The following is a 15,173-nucleotide window of genomic DNA, read 5'->3' as shown; positions in this document are numbered from 1 at the left end:
AAACTTTCCTTCTATTGTATTGTATATCAATCCTTCATGAGAATAAAGTTGCTCGCATAAAATCATGATTATTTGTTACAATAACTAGTAAATACTATTTTAAAGGAGAAAAACTATGAATGAATTTATTAAAATCGTTTTATTATTTTTCATCTACTCATTTATCGGTTGGCTGTGGGAGACTGTTTATTGCTCATTAAAAGCTGGAAAATTTGTATACCGTGGTTTTTTAGTAGGACCTTATTGTCCAATTTATGGGTTCGGTATTTTAGGTGTTCTTTACTTTTTAGAACCACTTAGACAAAATATCATTGTCTTGTATTTATTATCAACAATTCTAGTAACTATTTTAGAATATCTAACTAGCTATGGATTGGAAAAGCTGTTTCATGCTTCTTGGTGGGATTATAAAGATGTACCGTTGAACATCAATGGCCGTGTTGCGTTGCCAGTATCTCTTTTTTGGGGTGTTGGTTGTGTGCTGATCGTGCGTGTGATACATCCCAAAGTGATGTTATTTGAAACTTTTTTAGCTGAGAAATTTGGCATGATTCTACCAATTATTTTATTAGTCATGATTATTAGCGATCTGATTTATACATTAGTCAACATGCAGTCATTCAAAAAGGTTACAACTCAAATCAGCACAGCTGTTGAAGAGCGGAAACAAGAATTGTCTACAGTTTTAAATGAAAAACGTGAGGAACTATCTGTAAATATTTCTGAGTTAAAAGAGTCTGTATCAGGAGAAATCAATGAGCGCAAGCAAGTAAAAAATGCAGAATTGACATCTTGGTTAGAAGAACTTAAAGACACACCAACAATCAAAAAAATAGTTACTCATATGAGTTATAACCAGAGACGTTGGATAAGAAATTATCCTAAATTAAAGCTTAAAAATGTGAAAAATCCTTCAGAAGTACAAGAAATTATCAATAAAAACAAAAAAAATACTAAGTAATATTAATAAAGTATAACAGGTTAATTCTGTGTGCTATAACATAACAGAAAGGCTGATACGATAGGGGAAAATCGAATTTTATGATAGTAAAATAAGTAGTATTTTCTTCCGTAATGTTACAGAAAAAAGGGTGTTTTCGCTAAAATGTAATAAATTGTAACGCTATTGAAATAATATAACCCTTATAGATTAGTATAATAGGTGGAGTTGGATTTAGTTAGGAAAGGTGTTGGATTCAGTGAAAGTAAAAAAATTGATACCATTTTTAGCTGCTATCATGCTAGCAAATGTTGCTCTCCCGATCGGTGCCGCAGCAGAGTCATTAGACGAACTGAAGCATAAAGAGGCACAAGCCGCACAAACAGGAGCATCACTTAGTGAAGATATCAATACAGCTTTGAATGATGTTAATGAAAAATACGCTGAAATTGAAAAACTTAAAGTGGATATTTCAAAAGCTGAAGAAACAATCAAGAACTCTGAAGCTGAAATTACAGTGACAGAACAAAGTATTGCACGCCGTAAAGAAGTTGTTGGAAATCGTATGAAAGATGTCCAGCTAAGTGGGGAACAGCGTACATGGCAAGTATTATTAGATGCTGAGAGTGTATCTGATTTCTTTAATAAAGCGTATGCGATGACCATTTTACAAAATGCAGAAAAAGAAAAAATCGATCGTCTATCTAAAGATAAAGAAAAATTGTCTGAACTTCAAGAAACTGTAAAAAACAAACAAGAAGAATTACAAACCAACGAATCAAAATTACAGAATGAAGCATCAGCAATGGATGAACAAGTTGTAACCTTAAAACAGCAATTATCTGATAATCAAGCTGCATTACAACAAATTGCGAGCGAAAAACAGACAGAAGAAAAACGTATCACTGATGAGAAGAAAGCCGCTGAAGCTAAAAAGCAACAAGAAGCAGCTGCCGAAGCTAAAAGAAAGACTGAGGCTACTGCCGCATCAAGCTCAAGCAGCAGCTCATCTTCAACTAGTGATTCAAGTAGCAGTTCAAGCTCAAGCAGTGAGGAACCGCCAGCTATTACTTCACCATCACAACCAGAAGAAATACCTAGTACTGGTGGAAATGCTGGTAACGGTAATGCAAATGGTCGAGTACTTTACATGCAATCAACAGCTTACTCTTGGAGAGAAGCTGGATCTGGATTCATTACAGCAACAGGAATCGATCTTCGTTCACAAAGTAATGTGATCGCAGTTGATCCAAGTGTGATTCCTTTGGGATCATTCGTTGAAGTAGAAGGATATGGATTTGCTGTCGCTGGGGATACTGGTGGTGCAATTAAAGGGAATATTATTGATGTGCATTTCCCATCAGTTGATCAATGTTTGACTTGGGGACGCAGAAATAATGTTAAAGTAACAATTCAATAAAAGAACTAAGGCACTCACTTGAGTGTCTTTTTTTGTAGATTAATAAGTAAGAATAATAGTGTTTAATAGCGATATCGTAGTATTATATCTTTATGAAATTAAGCAATTAAGGGTATTAGTAGAAATATTATAAGCTGAATTATTAAAACAAAATAAAAAACAAGTGAATGTAATGCGCTATCAAAGAATAAATGATACACTCAATACAGAAAGTGAGGAATAACAATGATTCGTTTTGCAACAAAAGAAGACGGAAAGGCTATTGCTCCGTTGATTCTAGTTATTTTAAAAGATATGGAATTACCTTTATTGGAAATCATTCCAGAAGAAACACTCTTAGCAGTCTTAGCTGAAGCTGTAGCTGATCCAACATACCGTTACGGTTATCAACGAGGTTTGGTTTATGAAGAAGATGGAGAAGTCGCTGGAATCGCCTTTGGATATCCAAATGAAGATGAACCGATAATTGATGAACCCTTAAAAAAAGTATTGCGCAAATACAATTTGGATGAAGAAATCAGAATATTTATTGATCCGGAAACTTTGCCGAATGAATGGTATTTAGATTCTATTTCGGTCGATGAAAAATATCGTGGCTCTGGAATTGGCTCTAAATTATTAGATGCTTTACCAAAAATGGCTAAAAGAGATGGCAAAGAAGTCATTGGATTGAGTGTAGACAAAGGGAATCCTAATGCTAAGAAACTGTATAGTCGTAAAGGATTTAAAGATGTTGCTGAAATGATGATCAGCGGACATTTATACGATCATATGCAGAAAAAAATCAGCGAATAATCCTCGCTGATTTTTTATTATTTTAGTTAACAAGTCGTGCCCCAACCAATATTTGGCTTCTGGTTCTGATTTTTCTTTTTATTATACAACCAATAATCCAACACAGCAGCTATACAAATACATAACGGCGCATCCTCATCATTTGTAACATTCAAACTAAAGTAATCACCAGAGAAAAGTGTTGCTTTGCTCATCTCCATAATTTTATGGTTGACTTGATAAATAGAGTAACGATGATTTCTAATATCACCTAAAACAGTCCAATGCAAGCGTTGGATATAATAAAAGTCAGCATTTAAATTCAATATTTTTCGTAATACACCAACTTTTTCAAAACCTTTGTAGAGTTCAAAACGTGAGCCAAAAGCAAATGAAGTTTGTCTAATACTGGCAACGAGTTCACCGCTCATTGTGTAAAGAGAGAGGGCATCACCTCTGGTTCCCCAGCGTCCGACAAGTAAGAAAAGAGACTTGCCATCTTCGTCTTTAACAATGGTTCTAGTAACATTACTTAATTGTTGTTCTTGAATAAAAAACTCAGACACCTATCTCACCTCATTTCTTCATTGCTTAGCGGCCTGAGTGATTATAAATCTTCTCTGATAGCTCGTAAAATTGCTTCACCAACACCATTTTCTAGATTAGTCGATGTAACATATTTAGCATGATCTTTGACTTCCAACTCGGCATTTCCCATAGCAAAGCTAACATCAGCCCATTGGAGCATACTAACGTCATTAAAATTATCACCAATCGTCATGACTTCTTTCTCAGAAATTCCGCGATCTTTTGCAACATGGGCAACAGCGATTCCTTTTTGAGCGTTTTTATGGTTGATTTCAATATTATTTTGAGCAGATGAAGTCACGACTAAATCTGCTAATTGTCTGATTTGAGTACTTGCAGGAGCTAATGCTTTTGGACCGTCCATACTGAAGCCAATGATTTTTAAGACTTCGATATCGTTTTGTTTGATTAAAGAGCGCATATCTTCTATATAAGTGATATCTAGTAAAGACAAATGAGCAGAAGCCATTGCAATAGCAACTTTATACGTCAAATGTGGCATAGTTGTTGCGATGTGTGCAGCAAAGTTCTCGATTCTTTTCTCTTGTCTTTCAGAATAAATTCCTTTGTTAGTTGAGACTTCAAAATAAATATCGCGAGCATCTAAAATATCTAAAATTTCTGCAGTTGTTTCTTTATCGATACCTGCGGTGAAAAGTGAATTACCCGCTTTGTCAAATACTTTAGCCCCATTTAAAGTAATCATCGCACACTCGATGCCTGCTTCTTCCAAAGCGGGTTTAGCTTCTGTATAAGCTCTTCCAGTAGCGACCATAAATTCAATTCCAAGACGTTCTGCCTCTCTGATAGCAGAAGCATTGTCTTTTGAAATACCCATTTTTGAATCCAGTAAAGTTCCATCCATATCTGAAGCAATTAATTTAATCATAAAATTTTCTACTCCTCGTTTATTTAACTTATCTATAGTTTACCATGTTTTTTCCGTTTCAGTGCAGAAAAATTCTCTTGTCACTTCATTAAAAATCCGATATGCTAAAAGTGTAAAAAAAAGCTGTCAGAATAAAAGCTATTAATTATTAATACCTAAAAAAAGAATCAAATGAAGGAGGGCGACTAATGAAAGCAATTATTCATAATAGTTGGCAGGAAGTTTTAGAGGAAGAATTTACAAAAGAGTATTATTTACATTTAAGAGAATTTTTAAAAAAGGAGTATAGCGAGCAAACCATTTACCCAGATATGTATCATATTTATTCTGCATTAGAATTAACTCCTTATGAAGATGTCAAAGTCGTGATATTAGGACAAGATCCTTATCATGGGCCTAATCAAGCTCATGGGTTGAGTTTTTCTGTGCAGCCAGGTGTGAGAACACCGCCGTCTTTGATGAACATTTACAAAGAACTTCAAGCTGATTTAGGGTATTCACCAGTTTCACACGGTTTTTTAGAGAGCTGGGCAAAACAAGGCGTTCTTTTATTAAACACTGTTTTAACTGTTCGTAACGGACAAGCTTATTCTCATCGTGGTCAAGGGTGGGAAAACTTAACTGATGCGGTTATTAAAAAACTGAACGAACGTGAAAAGCCAATTGTATTTATTCTATGGGGCAAACCAGCGCAAGAAAAAATCAAAATGATCGATACGAGCAAACATATTATTATTAAATCCCCACACCCAAGTCCTTTAGCTGCTCATCGTGGTTTTTTTGGATCGAAGCCATTCTCAAAAACGAACCAAGCTTTGGAACAATTGGGAGAGACGCCAATCAACTGGCAGTTACCTGATACAGTGTAATAAAACAGGACGTTCTGTTATAGTGCAGTGGGGCAAGTTTGTGAAAAGAATATCAGAATCAGCATTTTTTACACTAATACAGCTAGAAATAACTGTTATTTTCTTGAAGAATGGTGTATGATAAGTTTGTATAAATAATCAGTTGGAGGGTATATCGTGGAATTATTCGATAGCTTAAAATTTAAAGTCATTCGCCGTAACATCAAAATTGTTTTCCCAGAAGCAACAGATCCTCGTATTTTAGGGGCTGCAGCTCGCTTGAAAGCAGAAGAATTAATGGAACCAATCTTGATTGGTAAACAAGAAGCTATTGTGGAAGCAGCTCATGCTCGCGGAATCAAAGCATCTAACTTTACGATCATCGATCCTGACAATTATGACGGATGGGAAGACATGGTTGCTGCGTTTGTTGAACGACGCAATGGAAAAGTTACAGATGAAGATGCACGTAAGATTTTAAAAGATGTAAACTACTTTGGTACAATGCTTACTTACATGGGCCTTGCTGATGGTATGGTCAGTGGTGCGATCCATTCAACTGGAGACACTGTTCGTCCAGCTTTACAAATCATCAAAACAAAACCAGGTGTTAGCCGTACCAGTGGTGCAATGATCATGGTTCGTGGTCGCGACCAAGAAAAATATATCTTTGCAGATTGCGCAATCAATGTAAACCCAACAGCGCAAGAATTAGCTGAGATTGCAGTCGATAGTGCCAAAACGGCTGAATTGTTCGACATCGATCCAAAAGTTGCGATGATGAGCTTTTCAACAAAAGGTTCTGCGAAAGCACCTGAAGTTGATAAAGTCGTTGAAGCAACAAAAATCGCTAAAAGCTTAGCGCCTGAACTTGAAATCGATGGTGAATTACAATTTGATGCTTCATATGTTGCATCAGTTGCGCAATTGAAAGCACCCAATTCACCTGTAGCTGGACAAGCAACAGTCTTTGTTTTCCCAGAATTACAATCAGGAAATATTGGCTACAAAATTGCACAACGTTTAGGTAACTTTGAAGCGATTGGTCCAATCTTACAAGGATTGAACAAACCAGTATCTGATTTATCTCGTGGAGCAAATGAAGAAGATATCTACAAATTATCTATTATTACTGCTGCACAAACATTGATGAACTAATTACGAGTACTAGGAAATCAAAACAAAGCGATTAGCGTTTTGTTTTGATTCTCTAGTTTTTTTTTCAATAATTCGGTATACTACACTACATAGAAAGTTTAAACAAATGGGTAGGTGAACAAATGGAGATACTAATTAACGATCCAAGTGAAACAGAAGCTATAGCTAAGATCATTGGTTCTGTCGCAATGCCAGGTGACACGATCATTCTCTCTGGTGATTTAGGTGCAGGTAAAACCACGATGACTAAGGGAATTGCTTTAGGTTTAGGAATCGATCAAATGATCAAAAGTCCTACCTATACAATCATTCGTGAGTACCAGCAAGGACGTTTACCACTTTATCATATGGATGTATATCGTATCGAAAATGGTGCGGATGATCTTGGACTAGATGAATATTTTGAAGGTGATGGTTTATCTGTTGTTGAGTGGGGAAAATTATTAGGTGAATTTTTACCGACAGACTACTTAGATATTATGATCGCAAAAGATCCAGAAAGTCTTGAAAAAAGAATAGCATCGATTCAAGCAAACGGATCACAAGCAGAAAAATTTTTAGAACGCATTCAGAAAAAAATGGAGGAACGTGCATGACAGAGGTTGAATTTACAATTCGGGAAGCTATTCCAGATGATGCAGCAGAGATTTTGCATGCATTAAAAGTTATTGGTAGTGAGACACCTTATCTTGTAATGGATGAAAAAGGGATGGAAATGACACCAGACGAGATGAGCGAGAACTTAGCAAATCTATATGAATCACCGAACAATGTGTTGATTGTTGCTTTAGCAGACGGGAAAGTCATTGGTACGGCTTCTGTCAAGGCATCATCGAAAAAACGGATGGAGCATATTGGTGAGATCGGGATCAGTATCTTGAAAGATTTTTGGGGCTTTGGTTTAGGTAGTTTGATGATGGACGAGCTGATTTTATGGGCGAAAGAAAGTGAAGTGATTCGCCGATTAGAATTAACTGTGCAACATCGGAATCAACGTGCAGTCCATGTTTACGAAAAAATGGGCTTTAAAACAGAAGCAATCATGCCGCGCGGGGCGAAAACCGATGAAGGTGAATTTTTAGATGTTCACTTGATGAGCATGATGATCGATTGAGAGAAATAAAAGTATTGAGCATGAAACGGTGTTCAATGCTTTTTTTGTAACGTCTTGTTACTCAGATGTTACGAGTTACTTCTTCCTTTATTATGTAACCACTTTCTTCTTTTCTATATATTCTCACTGAGCAAAAGGCTATACTGATATCAGATAAAACGCTTAAGGAGCTGAACGAGATGTCAAAAGGAATTAAAATCGTTACGATCGGTGGAGGATCAAGTTACACACCAGAATTAGTTGAAGGATTTATTAAACGTTATGATGAATTGCCTGTACGTGAGTTATGGCTAGTTGATATTGAAGCCGGAAAAGAAAAGCTAGAAATCGTTGGGGCTATGGCTAAACGGATGGTCAAAGCCGCTGGTGTTGATTGCGAAGTTCATTTAACATTGGATCGTCGCGAAGCACTGAAAGATGCTGATTTTGTTACAACTCAATTACGTGTTGGACTTTTAGATGCTCGTATTCTAGACGAACGTATCCCATTAAGTCATGGGTTGATTGGACAAGAAACAAATGGTGCTGGTGGGATTTTCAAAGCGTTAAGAACTGTTCCAGTGATTTTAGATATTGTAGAAGATATGAAAGAACTTTGTCCAAATGCTTGGTTGATCAACTTTACAAACCCAGCGGGAATGGTAACGGAAGCTGTTTTACGTTATGGTAATTGGGATAAAGTTGTCGGTTTATGTAATATTCCAGTTAATGCGGTCTTTGAAGAAGCTGAATTATTAGGTGAAAAAAATAGTGACTTGTTCTTCCAGTTTGCTGGGATCAATCATTTACATTGGCATACGATCACAGATAAAAATGGTAAAGACCGTACAGATGAGCTAATCAAAGTGATGTATGGACAAGACGATGCAAAATCAATCGTAGCTAATATCAAAGACAATAATTTGATTTGGGAACAAGTAGAAAACTTACACATGGTTCCTTGTCCTTACCACAATTATTACTATTACACAGATAAAATGTTAGCCGAAGAATTGGAAGATTTTAAAAACAACGGTACACGCGCTGAAAAAGTGAAAGAAATCGAACATGAATTATTTGAACTATATAAAGATCCTAATTTAGATTACAAACCAAAACAATTAGCAGAACGCGGCGGCGCTCGCTACAGCGATGCAGCGTGTGAAATTATCAACTCAATTCACAATGATAAACGCACAACGATGACTGTCAGCACTAGGAATAATGGCACAATCACAGATTTACCAGCTGAAAGTGCAGTAGAAGTAACATGTACGATCACTGGAAAAGGTCCAGTTCCTTATAACTTTGGTAGCTTTAAACCACAAGAACGTGGTTTACTACAAGTGATGAAATCAATGGAAGAATTAACGATCGAAGCAGCTGTTACAGGAGATTATGGTACGTTGCTACAAGCATTTACGATGAATCCACTGATCACTAGTGGTGATGTTGCTAAAGAAGTCATGGATGAATTATTAGAAGCACATAAACAATATTTACCTGCATTCTTTAAAGAAACTAAATAAACTAGAAAACAAGATCACTCATTTTTATGAGTGGTCTTGTTTTTGTTTTTGAACTTCTTTGGCCAAGTATTCCACTGTATACAATGCAGGAACTTGAGACGTAATGTCGCTGTCTCCAATTCTTTCCGTTGAAATATAATATGGAATATTTACATCTGAAAGAGCCGCAATCGGAGATTTTTCACTATTCGTGATCGAAATGACCGAGCTGTCGTTCGTAATAAAATGATTCAGATAATTAATGATTGCTTCATTTTCACCACTAACAGAAAGGGCGATCACACAAACATTTTTCGCCATACTTTTATTGAAAAAGTTTACAGGGTGATTGATTGGATCTTCAATATGAAAGGCCATACTAAAAATAGATGAAAAATACAGCGCACCATATTCAGCGATAATATTTGATGATCCTGTCCCAATAAACAAAACAAGATCTTTTTCGGACAACAATTTCGCCGCTGCTTGAATTCGTTCTTGATAAAAAGCTTCGGTCGATCGTTGGATAAAATTAGTAAAAGACGTTTCATCCACGGCATGCGTCGTAACAGGTTCAGCTAACGATTTTCGATACAAATTCAATTTTATTTTAAATTCAGAAAACCCTTCACACTCAAACTTTCGACAAAACCGCAAAATACTGGCGGTACTGCTATGGGTTTCTTTGGCTAACTCACGAATGCGCATGTAAACTACTTCATCGATGTGAGATGCAACATATTTATAAATTTCTAAGTCGATAGGACTTAAATCTGGACTATGATCTAAAAATAACAAGATATCCACTACTTTCCTTACTTATTTAAATCAATATTATAAACAAAATGTCGAACTGGTAAACCAGAATAATCTTTATCAAATTGTTTGATAATAGTCATTCCATTTTTTTCAGCAACTTTTCGAGAGGAGAGATTTGTATCTCGAATGATCGAACAAATTTTCTTAACGTTTAATACATCTTTTGCATAAGCAATACATAATTGGCTAGCAGAAGTTGCGTAGCCTTGATTCCAATAGCGTTTGTTAACCAAGTAGCCGACTTCTAATAATGATTCATCTTCTACATCAGAATAAACAATGCCACATTGGCCGATAAAGGCTTTACTTTTTTGATCGATAATAGCCCATAGACCAAAGCCATTTTCTTGATAACTTTTTAAATTCCAGTTCAACCAATCTCTTACTTTTTCTTCAGAGAAAGCTGATTCATAGGCATACATCGTTTCCTCATCCTGTAAAATCAAACATAAATCCCCAAAATCATCGGGAGTAAATTCTCTTAAATAAAGTAGCTTATTTTCGATTATTATTTTAGTCATTGCTTGTCGTTTCCTTTTTAGCAAGATCTAACTTCCTATTCATAACATACAACGGACCAAATTCTCCTTGGACAATTTTTTCTAAGCGCTGAAAGCCAGTTTTTTCATAGAGGGTTTGAGCTGCGATGTTCTTTTTATTTACAGCAAGAATCAACTCTGTACTATCTGGAAAATTTAGCCGAACAAATTCAGGTAACGCGTGTAATACTGCTTTTGCATAGCCTTGTCCTTGATAGCGTTCATCAGTGGAGAAGGTTCTTAATAAAATTGCTTGTTTATTTGTTGTATATAACTCAACATCTTTTTTTTCATCTAAAACAAAAAAATTAGTCAATCGGTTGTTGTCTATTCCTAAAATTGGGTGGATAGCAGGGGTTGACTGAGAAATTTGGATAGGTATTTCCGGAGTTCCAGTAAAAAGTAATTGTTCGTCATTTAATTGATATTGCTGGATCATCTTTGCAAAACCATCGTTATATCTTTGTAACAACATGATTAGCACGCCCCTTTACACATGATTTTCCTGAACTAAAACAGGAAGAACTTCTATTATTCTACCATAGTAAGTGGTTAAGACTGCAAAAAATAAGTGTCAAGAATCCAAATGGTGACAGGAAAGTAAAAGAAAGTTGGGATAATCTTAACAGAAAACAGGGAGTTTGTGATGGGTATTTCTTTGTATACTAGGCTCGTCAAGTAATAACAGCTGTAATAGTTCATTTATCAAAGTCGCCCGTGACTTTAAATGAGAGGAGATGTCAACGCGAAATTGAACGGTGTTTATTTGGATAGTAACCGGCATTTAACTTTTGAGCAGCAAGATAAGACAATAAAAAAACAGTTGAAAGTTATCAAAAAACTGCAAAAAAGAGTGAAAGCAGAACAACAACGAAAAAATCAGCTTGCTTCTCAATTAAAAGAACTAAAACAGCAACAAAATACTAAGGAGGAAATCAACATATGACAGCATTAAGTGGAGTAGATGTAGTTTGGCGTTTTCGTTTAGCCGAAGACGAAGGAAATGAAAGTGCGTGGGGCTTAGCCTATAGTACAGAAAACGGTTATTCAAAATCAAAAGAAAGTGAATCAACTGTGACCAAAGACGGTAGTGTGGTGACACCAGGCGCAACTGAAACAACAGTAACTGCCACAACGTTATACAAAATCGGTTCGACTCAAATCGATAAATTAGAAACAGCAATGGATGAAAATAAACGTGTTCAAATTTGGCGTATTAATACCAAAGAAATTGGTACTGGCAAAGACGAAGGTAAATACAAAGCAAAATATTTTGAAGGCTTCTTTACTTCGTTTGAAGAAACAGATTCAGCAGAAAATAAAGTTGAGTACTCTTTAGAATGGGCAATCGAAGGTGCTGGTAAGAATGGTTTTGCAGCATTAGAATTGGATACTTCTGAAGGCGGCGATTATGAATTTAAAGACACTGTAAAAGTGGAAACAGCTGAATAAATTATATAGATAAGAGGTTAGTAAAACTAACCTCTTAAAAAATAGGAGGAAGATTATGGAACTTACAGTTAATGATAAATTATTTAATTTTAAATTTGGTTATGGATTTTTAAAAGAAGTGAATCAGCGTTATTCGGTTGAACGTGGGGGGATGAAGCTTAAATTAGGTGTAGGTGCAATCATTTCGAATTTGCTTTTATCAGATGTTGACACACTTTTTGAAACATTGTTGATTGCAAACCTAACTGAAAAGCCAAGAATCCAAGTCAAAGATTTAGAGGCATATGTGGAAGAACATGGTTCTCAGGTATTATTTGAAGTGGTAATCGATGAATTAAAAAAGTCCGAATATACAGCGATGATGGTGAACAAGATGCTGGAAGAAGCCGAAATTTAAAGCAAGATAAATATGATTTTGAAAGAAACTACGCTCAAGTACAACTCAATTGTCTTAGGTACTTAAATATGAAAGATTTGAATGAAATCGATCGACTAACAATTCCAGAGTATGAGTTGCAGATCAAGGCCTATCAGCTGAGGAGTTTGGATCAGCAATACAATATTCACCTGCAAGCATGGGTAAATATGATGGCGGGACAGACTCGCAAAGGGAAACCAGTCTATCGAACTTTTGAAAAATTCTTTAATTATCAAAAAGCAGAAGAGAAGATTCTTGGAAAAGAGCATAGCTTGCCAAAAGATCATGATAAAGAACAACTCCAAGATTGGATTGCAAACTTTAATTCATAGAAAGGAGGAAAAAATGACAAAAGAAATATTACCCACAACCAATAAAAAATTTATTCAAGCCATGAATAAGTCGATGAAAGTTACAAAAAGTTTAGATAAACAAATAAGTAAAACAACGAAGAGATTGAACAATTTTATTAAGCCGTTATCTAAAAGTAGCAAGTTATCGAAACCTTTTGCAGATATAAAAAAGCAAGTAACAGCATTAAATCAAGCGATCACTGCAAATGACTTAGCAAGTTTTCAAACTGCATTGGCAGCTGTTGGAACCACTTTTTCAGAATTATCTGTACAAAGTATGCAGATGATCCGTTCTTTAAATCAAGCTAGTAAGAGTTATGAATTTTTAAGTCAAGCTTTTCAAGGAAATCTAACAATTGATGATACAAGCTTGGTTTCCTTAGATAGCCAGACTAAAAATTTGATTCAAAGCTTTAGCAATGTTCAAACGACTCTTGCTAGTTTAAAAAGTGAATTAACTATCGATAGTACTAGTATTACGACATTGATTGATTCTGGGAAAAAACTAACAGCAGAGTTTTCGTTAATAAATCAGAATATGGCAACTTTTACTGGTGCTTTTACAAGTAGTCAGTCTGTTGTTACTTCGTTTGGTGGGGCGATGAATAGTACACTGGTATCAATTGACTCATCTATAAATAATTTGGTTTCTATAGGAGAAAATTTAGGTAATGTACTTGCTAATGCTATAAAAGAACCAGCAACAGAAGTAGAAAAATCTAAAAGTGTTTTTGAATCCTTAAAAGACCGTGTAACAGAGATGTTTACTTCTTTTGATATTGAAAGCATTAAAAATGTATATAAAGGATTTGGCATGATAAACGCACAAATTAGTAAAGGGACAGGCTTCTTTTCTAATTTTACTCAAAGCGTTACAGGAAGCACAAAAGGTATCGTTGAAAATATTTCCAATTTTGGTGCCTCTATGTTATCCGTTGGAAAACATTCTACAACATCAGCAAAAGTAGTTAGTGGTACATTAGGCGGCATTGGTAATGTGATAAAAGGTTCAGCAAATGTTGGTATAACGGCATTGAGTTCTATGGTTCAAGGTCTAACTTCTGTTATGGGATTAGCGTTGAAAGCTATTGCTCCAACAGCATTTTTGGGCGTTTTGCTTGCAGGATTTGCATTAATGGATCAACAAATGAATGGGCAAATCTCTAGTATGATTCAGACAGCTATCACCAAAGGTCCAGAAATTATCAAAGGTTTTGTTCAAGGAATCATTGATAAACTTCCTGATTTAATAACTTCTGGAACCCAATTAGTAGCCGGATTAGCTGAAGCTATTTCAGTAAATCTACCCGTGATCATTCAAAGTGGAATTGCATTATTACAAACACTGATAGATGGTGTGATCGCTAATTTGCCATCTTTAATTGATTCAGCTCTTTTGATTATTGAGACATTAGCAAATAGTATATTAACAGCTGCACCTCAATTGCTTTTGATGGGCTTAGAATTACTTTCAGCCTTAGTTGATGGATTGTTTCAAGACCCAACCAAATTGATTGATACAATGACTTCTATTATTGATACATTAACAAATGAAATTACAACTAGTTTACCTAAAATCATTGATAAAGGAATCGAAATACTTGTAAAACTTGCAGAAGGAATTGCTTCTGTTTTACCAGCATTGATTCCGGTAGCGTTACAAGCAATTACAACATTGGTTCGTACACTCTCAGAAAATCTGCCAAAATTATTAGATGCAGCAGTAGAGATTGTAGGTAAACTTTGTGAAGGTTTACTTGCGAATTTACCTCAAATTTTAGCTGCAGCAATTCAGCTAATTTTAGCCATTGTGCAAGGAATTGGTGAAAGTATTCCTAAAATTGTAATTGCAGGTGGGAAAATCATGGTCAAACTAATTGAAACAGTAGGCAAGGCAATCCCAGATATAAAAGAAGCTGGCAAGAATTTGATTCGAGGATTGATCGATGGGATAAAAGGGAAGATTAGTGATTTAATGGAGTCAATAAAATCAATTGCTGGAGCTATCAAAGATAAATTTGCAGGTCTTTTTAAGATTAAATCCCCATCTCGATGGATGCGCGATAAAATCGGTGCTATGTTACCAGCTGGATTAGCTATTGGTATAGAAAGAAATACACATATCATTGACAAACCAATGGATGATTTAACATCGAAAGTATTCTTGCCAAGTTTAGATAGCATTGACCAACAAGTGGATAGTGTCCAAAAACTTTCAACACAATCCAGCAGCAGTAGCACACAAACCTTACAAGTGGAAAAACAACCAGCAACCTTCAACATCAAACTTGGCAATCAACAATTCAAAGCTTTTGTTTCAGACATTTCAGAAGCAATGGGACAAGATTCTGCTATCAATTTAGCATTTTAGAAG

Annotated in this window: 18 protein-coding genes; 13 read left to right on the top strand and 5 right to left on the bottom strand. The window is 35.5% G+C overall.

Features of this window, described 5'->3' with window-relative positions; translation table 11 throughout:
• Positions 1-115: 115 nt before the first annotated feature.
• From JZO69_RS02405 to JZO69_RS02395, 3 genes are all read left to right on the top strand, one after another.
• Positions 116-961: a putative ABC transporter permease gene (locus JZO69_RS02405; protein ID WP_207111307.1), complete on the top strand. Its 846-nt coding sequence runs from the start codon at positions 116-118 to the stop codon at positions 959-961.
• Between the two features lie 229 nt (positions 962-1,190).
• Positions 1,191-2,360: a 3D domain-containing protein gene (locus tag JZO69_RS02400; protein WP_430733249.1), complete on the top strand. Its 1,170-nt coding sequence runs from the start codon at positions 1,191-1,193 to the stop codon at positions 2,358-2,360.
• A 225-nt stretch (positions 2,361-2,585) separates the two neighbouring features.
• On the top strand, positions 2,586-3,155 hold the full coding sequence (locus tag JZO69_RS02395; RefSeq protein ID WP_207111306.1) for a GNAT family N-acetyltransferase: 570 nt from the start codon (positions 2,586-2,588) through the stop codon (positions 3,153-3,155).
• Between the two features lie 26 nt (positions 3,156-3,181).
• Here the strand turns inward: JZO69_RS02395 and JZO69_RS02390 are convergent, their stop codons facing one another.
• Both JZO69_RS02390 and JZO69_RS02385 read right to left on the bottom strand, forming a co-directional pair.
• A complete protein-coding gene (locus JZO69_RS02390; RefSeq protein ID WP_207111305.1) occupies positions 3,182-3,700 on the bottom strand; it encodes an LURP-one-related family protein in 519 nt (172 codons plus the stop codon).
• Positions 3,701-3,741: 41 nt separating this feature from the next.
• Positions 3,742-4,611 carry a Cof-type HAD-IIB family hydrolase gene (locus JZO69_RS02385; RefSeq protein ID WP_207111304.1) on the bottom strand — a complete coding sequence of 290 codons (870 nt, stop codon included), beginning with the start codon at positions 4,609-4,611 and terminating at the stop codon, positions 3,742-3,744.
• Between the two features lie 188 nt (positions 4,612-4,799).
• Between JZO69_RS02385 and JZO69_RS02380 the strand changes: the two genes are divergently transcribed.
• The 5 genes from JZO69_RS02380 (at position 4,800) to JZO69_RS02360 (ending at position 9,239) form a co-directional block, all read left to right on the top strand.
• Positions 4,800-5,480 (top strand): uracil-DNA glycosylase, encoded by a 681-nt coding sequence (locus tag JZO69_RS02380; RefSeq protein WP_207111303.1) that lies wholly within the window; start codon positions 4,800-4,802, stop codon positions 5,478-5,480.
• Positions 5,481-5,636: 156 nt separating this feature from the next.
• A complete protein-coding gene (gene pta, locus JZO69_RS02375) occupies positions 5,637-6,617 on the top strand; it encodes a phosphate acetyltransferase (RefSeq protein WP_207111302.1) in 981 nt (326 codons plus the stop codon).
• Positions 6,618-6,739: 122 nt separating this feature from the next.
• Positions 6,740-7,213 carry a tRNA (adenosine(37)-N6)-threonylcarbamoyltransferase complex ATPase subunit type 1 TsaE gene (gene tsaE, locus JZO69_RS02370; RefSeq protein WP_207111301.1) on the top strand — a complete coding sequence of 158 codons (474 nt, stop codon included), beginning with the start codon at positions 6,740-6,742 and terminating at the stop codon, positions 7,211-7,213.
• Entirely contained in the window at positions 7,210-7,731 is a 522-nt protein-coding gene (locus JZO69_RS02365; RefSeq protein WP_207111300.1) for a GNAT family N-acetyltransferase, read from the top strand. Before tsaE ends, JZO69_RS02365 begins: the two co-directional genes overlap by 4 nt.
• A 179-nt stretch (positions 7,732-7,910) precedes the next feature.
• Entirely contained in the window at positions 7,911-9,239 is a 1,329-nt protein-coding gene (locus JZO69_RS02360; RefSeq protein WP_207111299.1) for a 6-phospho-beta-glucosidase, read from the top strand.
• Between the two features lie 24 nt (positions 9,240-9,263).
• Here the strand turns inward: JZO69_RS02360 and JZO69_RS02355 are convergent, their stop codons facing one another.
• From JZO69_RS02355 to JZO69_RS02345, 3 genes are read right to left on the bottom strand one after another with little or no spacing between them, the layout of a single operon-like run.
• Positions 9,264-10,016 (bottom strand): MurR/RpiR family transcriptional regulator, encoded by a 753-nt coding sequence (locus tag JZO69_RS02355; protein ID WP_207111298.1) that lies wholly within the window; start codon positions 10,014-10,016, stop codon positions 9,264-9,266.
• A gap of 17 nt (positions 10,017-10,033) precedes the next feature.
• The gene (locus tag JZO69_RS02350; protein WP_207111297.1) at positions 10,034-10,558 is read right to left on the bottom strand and encodes a GNAT family N-acetyltransferase; all 525 of its coding nucleotides are present in this window, start codon (positions 10,556-10,558) and stop codon (positions 10,034-10,036) included.
• Positions 10,551-11,051, bottom strand: a complete 501-nt coding sequence (locus tag JZO69_RS02345; RefSeq protein ID WP_207111296.1) for a GNAT family N-acetyltransferase — start codon at positions 11,049-11,051, stop codon at positions 10,551-10,553. The genes JZO69_RS02350 and JZO69_RS02345 overlap by 8 nt, the downstream gene beginning before the upstream one ends.
• 276 nt (positions 11,052-11,327) lie before the next feature.
• Here JZO69_RS02345 and JZO69_RS02340 point away from each other — a divergent pair, with 276 nt between their 5' ends.
• The 5 genes from JZO69_RS02340 to JZO69_RS02320 all read left to right on the top strand — a co-directional run bounded on the left by JZO69_RS02340 (position 11,328) and on the right by JZO69_RS02320 (position 15,170).
• Positions 11,328-11,522, top strand: a complete 195-nt coding sequence (locus tag JZO69_RS02340) for a hypothetical protein (RefSeq protein ID WP_242586492.1) — start codon at positions 11,328-11,330, stop codon at positions 11,520-11,522.
• Entirely contained in the window at positions 11,519-12,028 is a 510-nt protein-coding gene (locus tag JZO69_RS02335) for a phage major tail protein, TP901-1 family (RefSeq protein WP_207111294.1), read from the top strand. Before JZO69_RS02340 ends, JZO69_RS02335 begins: the two co-directional genes overlap by 4 nt.
• 55 nt (positions 12,029-12,083) lie before the next feature.
• Positions 12,084-12,425, top strand: a complete 342-nt coding sequence (locus tag JZO69_RS02330) for a tail assembly chaperone (protein ID WP_207111293.1) — start codon at positions 12,084-12,086, stop codon at positions 12,423-12,425.
• A gap of 68 nt (positions 12,426-12,493) precedes the next feature.
• Positions 12,494-12,778 (top strand): hypothetical protein, encoded by a 285-nt coding sequence (locus JZO69_RS02325; protein WP_207111292.1) that lies wholly within the window; start codon positions 12,494-12,496, stop codon positions 12,776-12,778.
• 13 nt (positions 12,779-12,791) lie between these two features.
• The gene (locus JZO69_RS02320; protein ID WP_207111291.1) at positions 12,792-15,170 is read left to right on the top strand and encodes a phage tail protein; all 2,379 of its coding nucleotides are present in this window, start codon (positions 12,792-12,794) and stop codon (positions 15,168-15,170) included.
• The last annotated feature ends 3 nt before the right edge of the window (positions 15,171-15,173 follow it).

It is taken from the genome of Candidatus Enterococcus ikei (assembly GCF_017316105.1).
Lineage (GTDB): Bacteria > Bacillota > Bacilli > Lactobacillales > Enterococcaceae > Enterococcus_L > Enterococcus_L ikei.
This window is presented reverse-complemented; position numbering and strand designations above follow the sequence as displayed.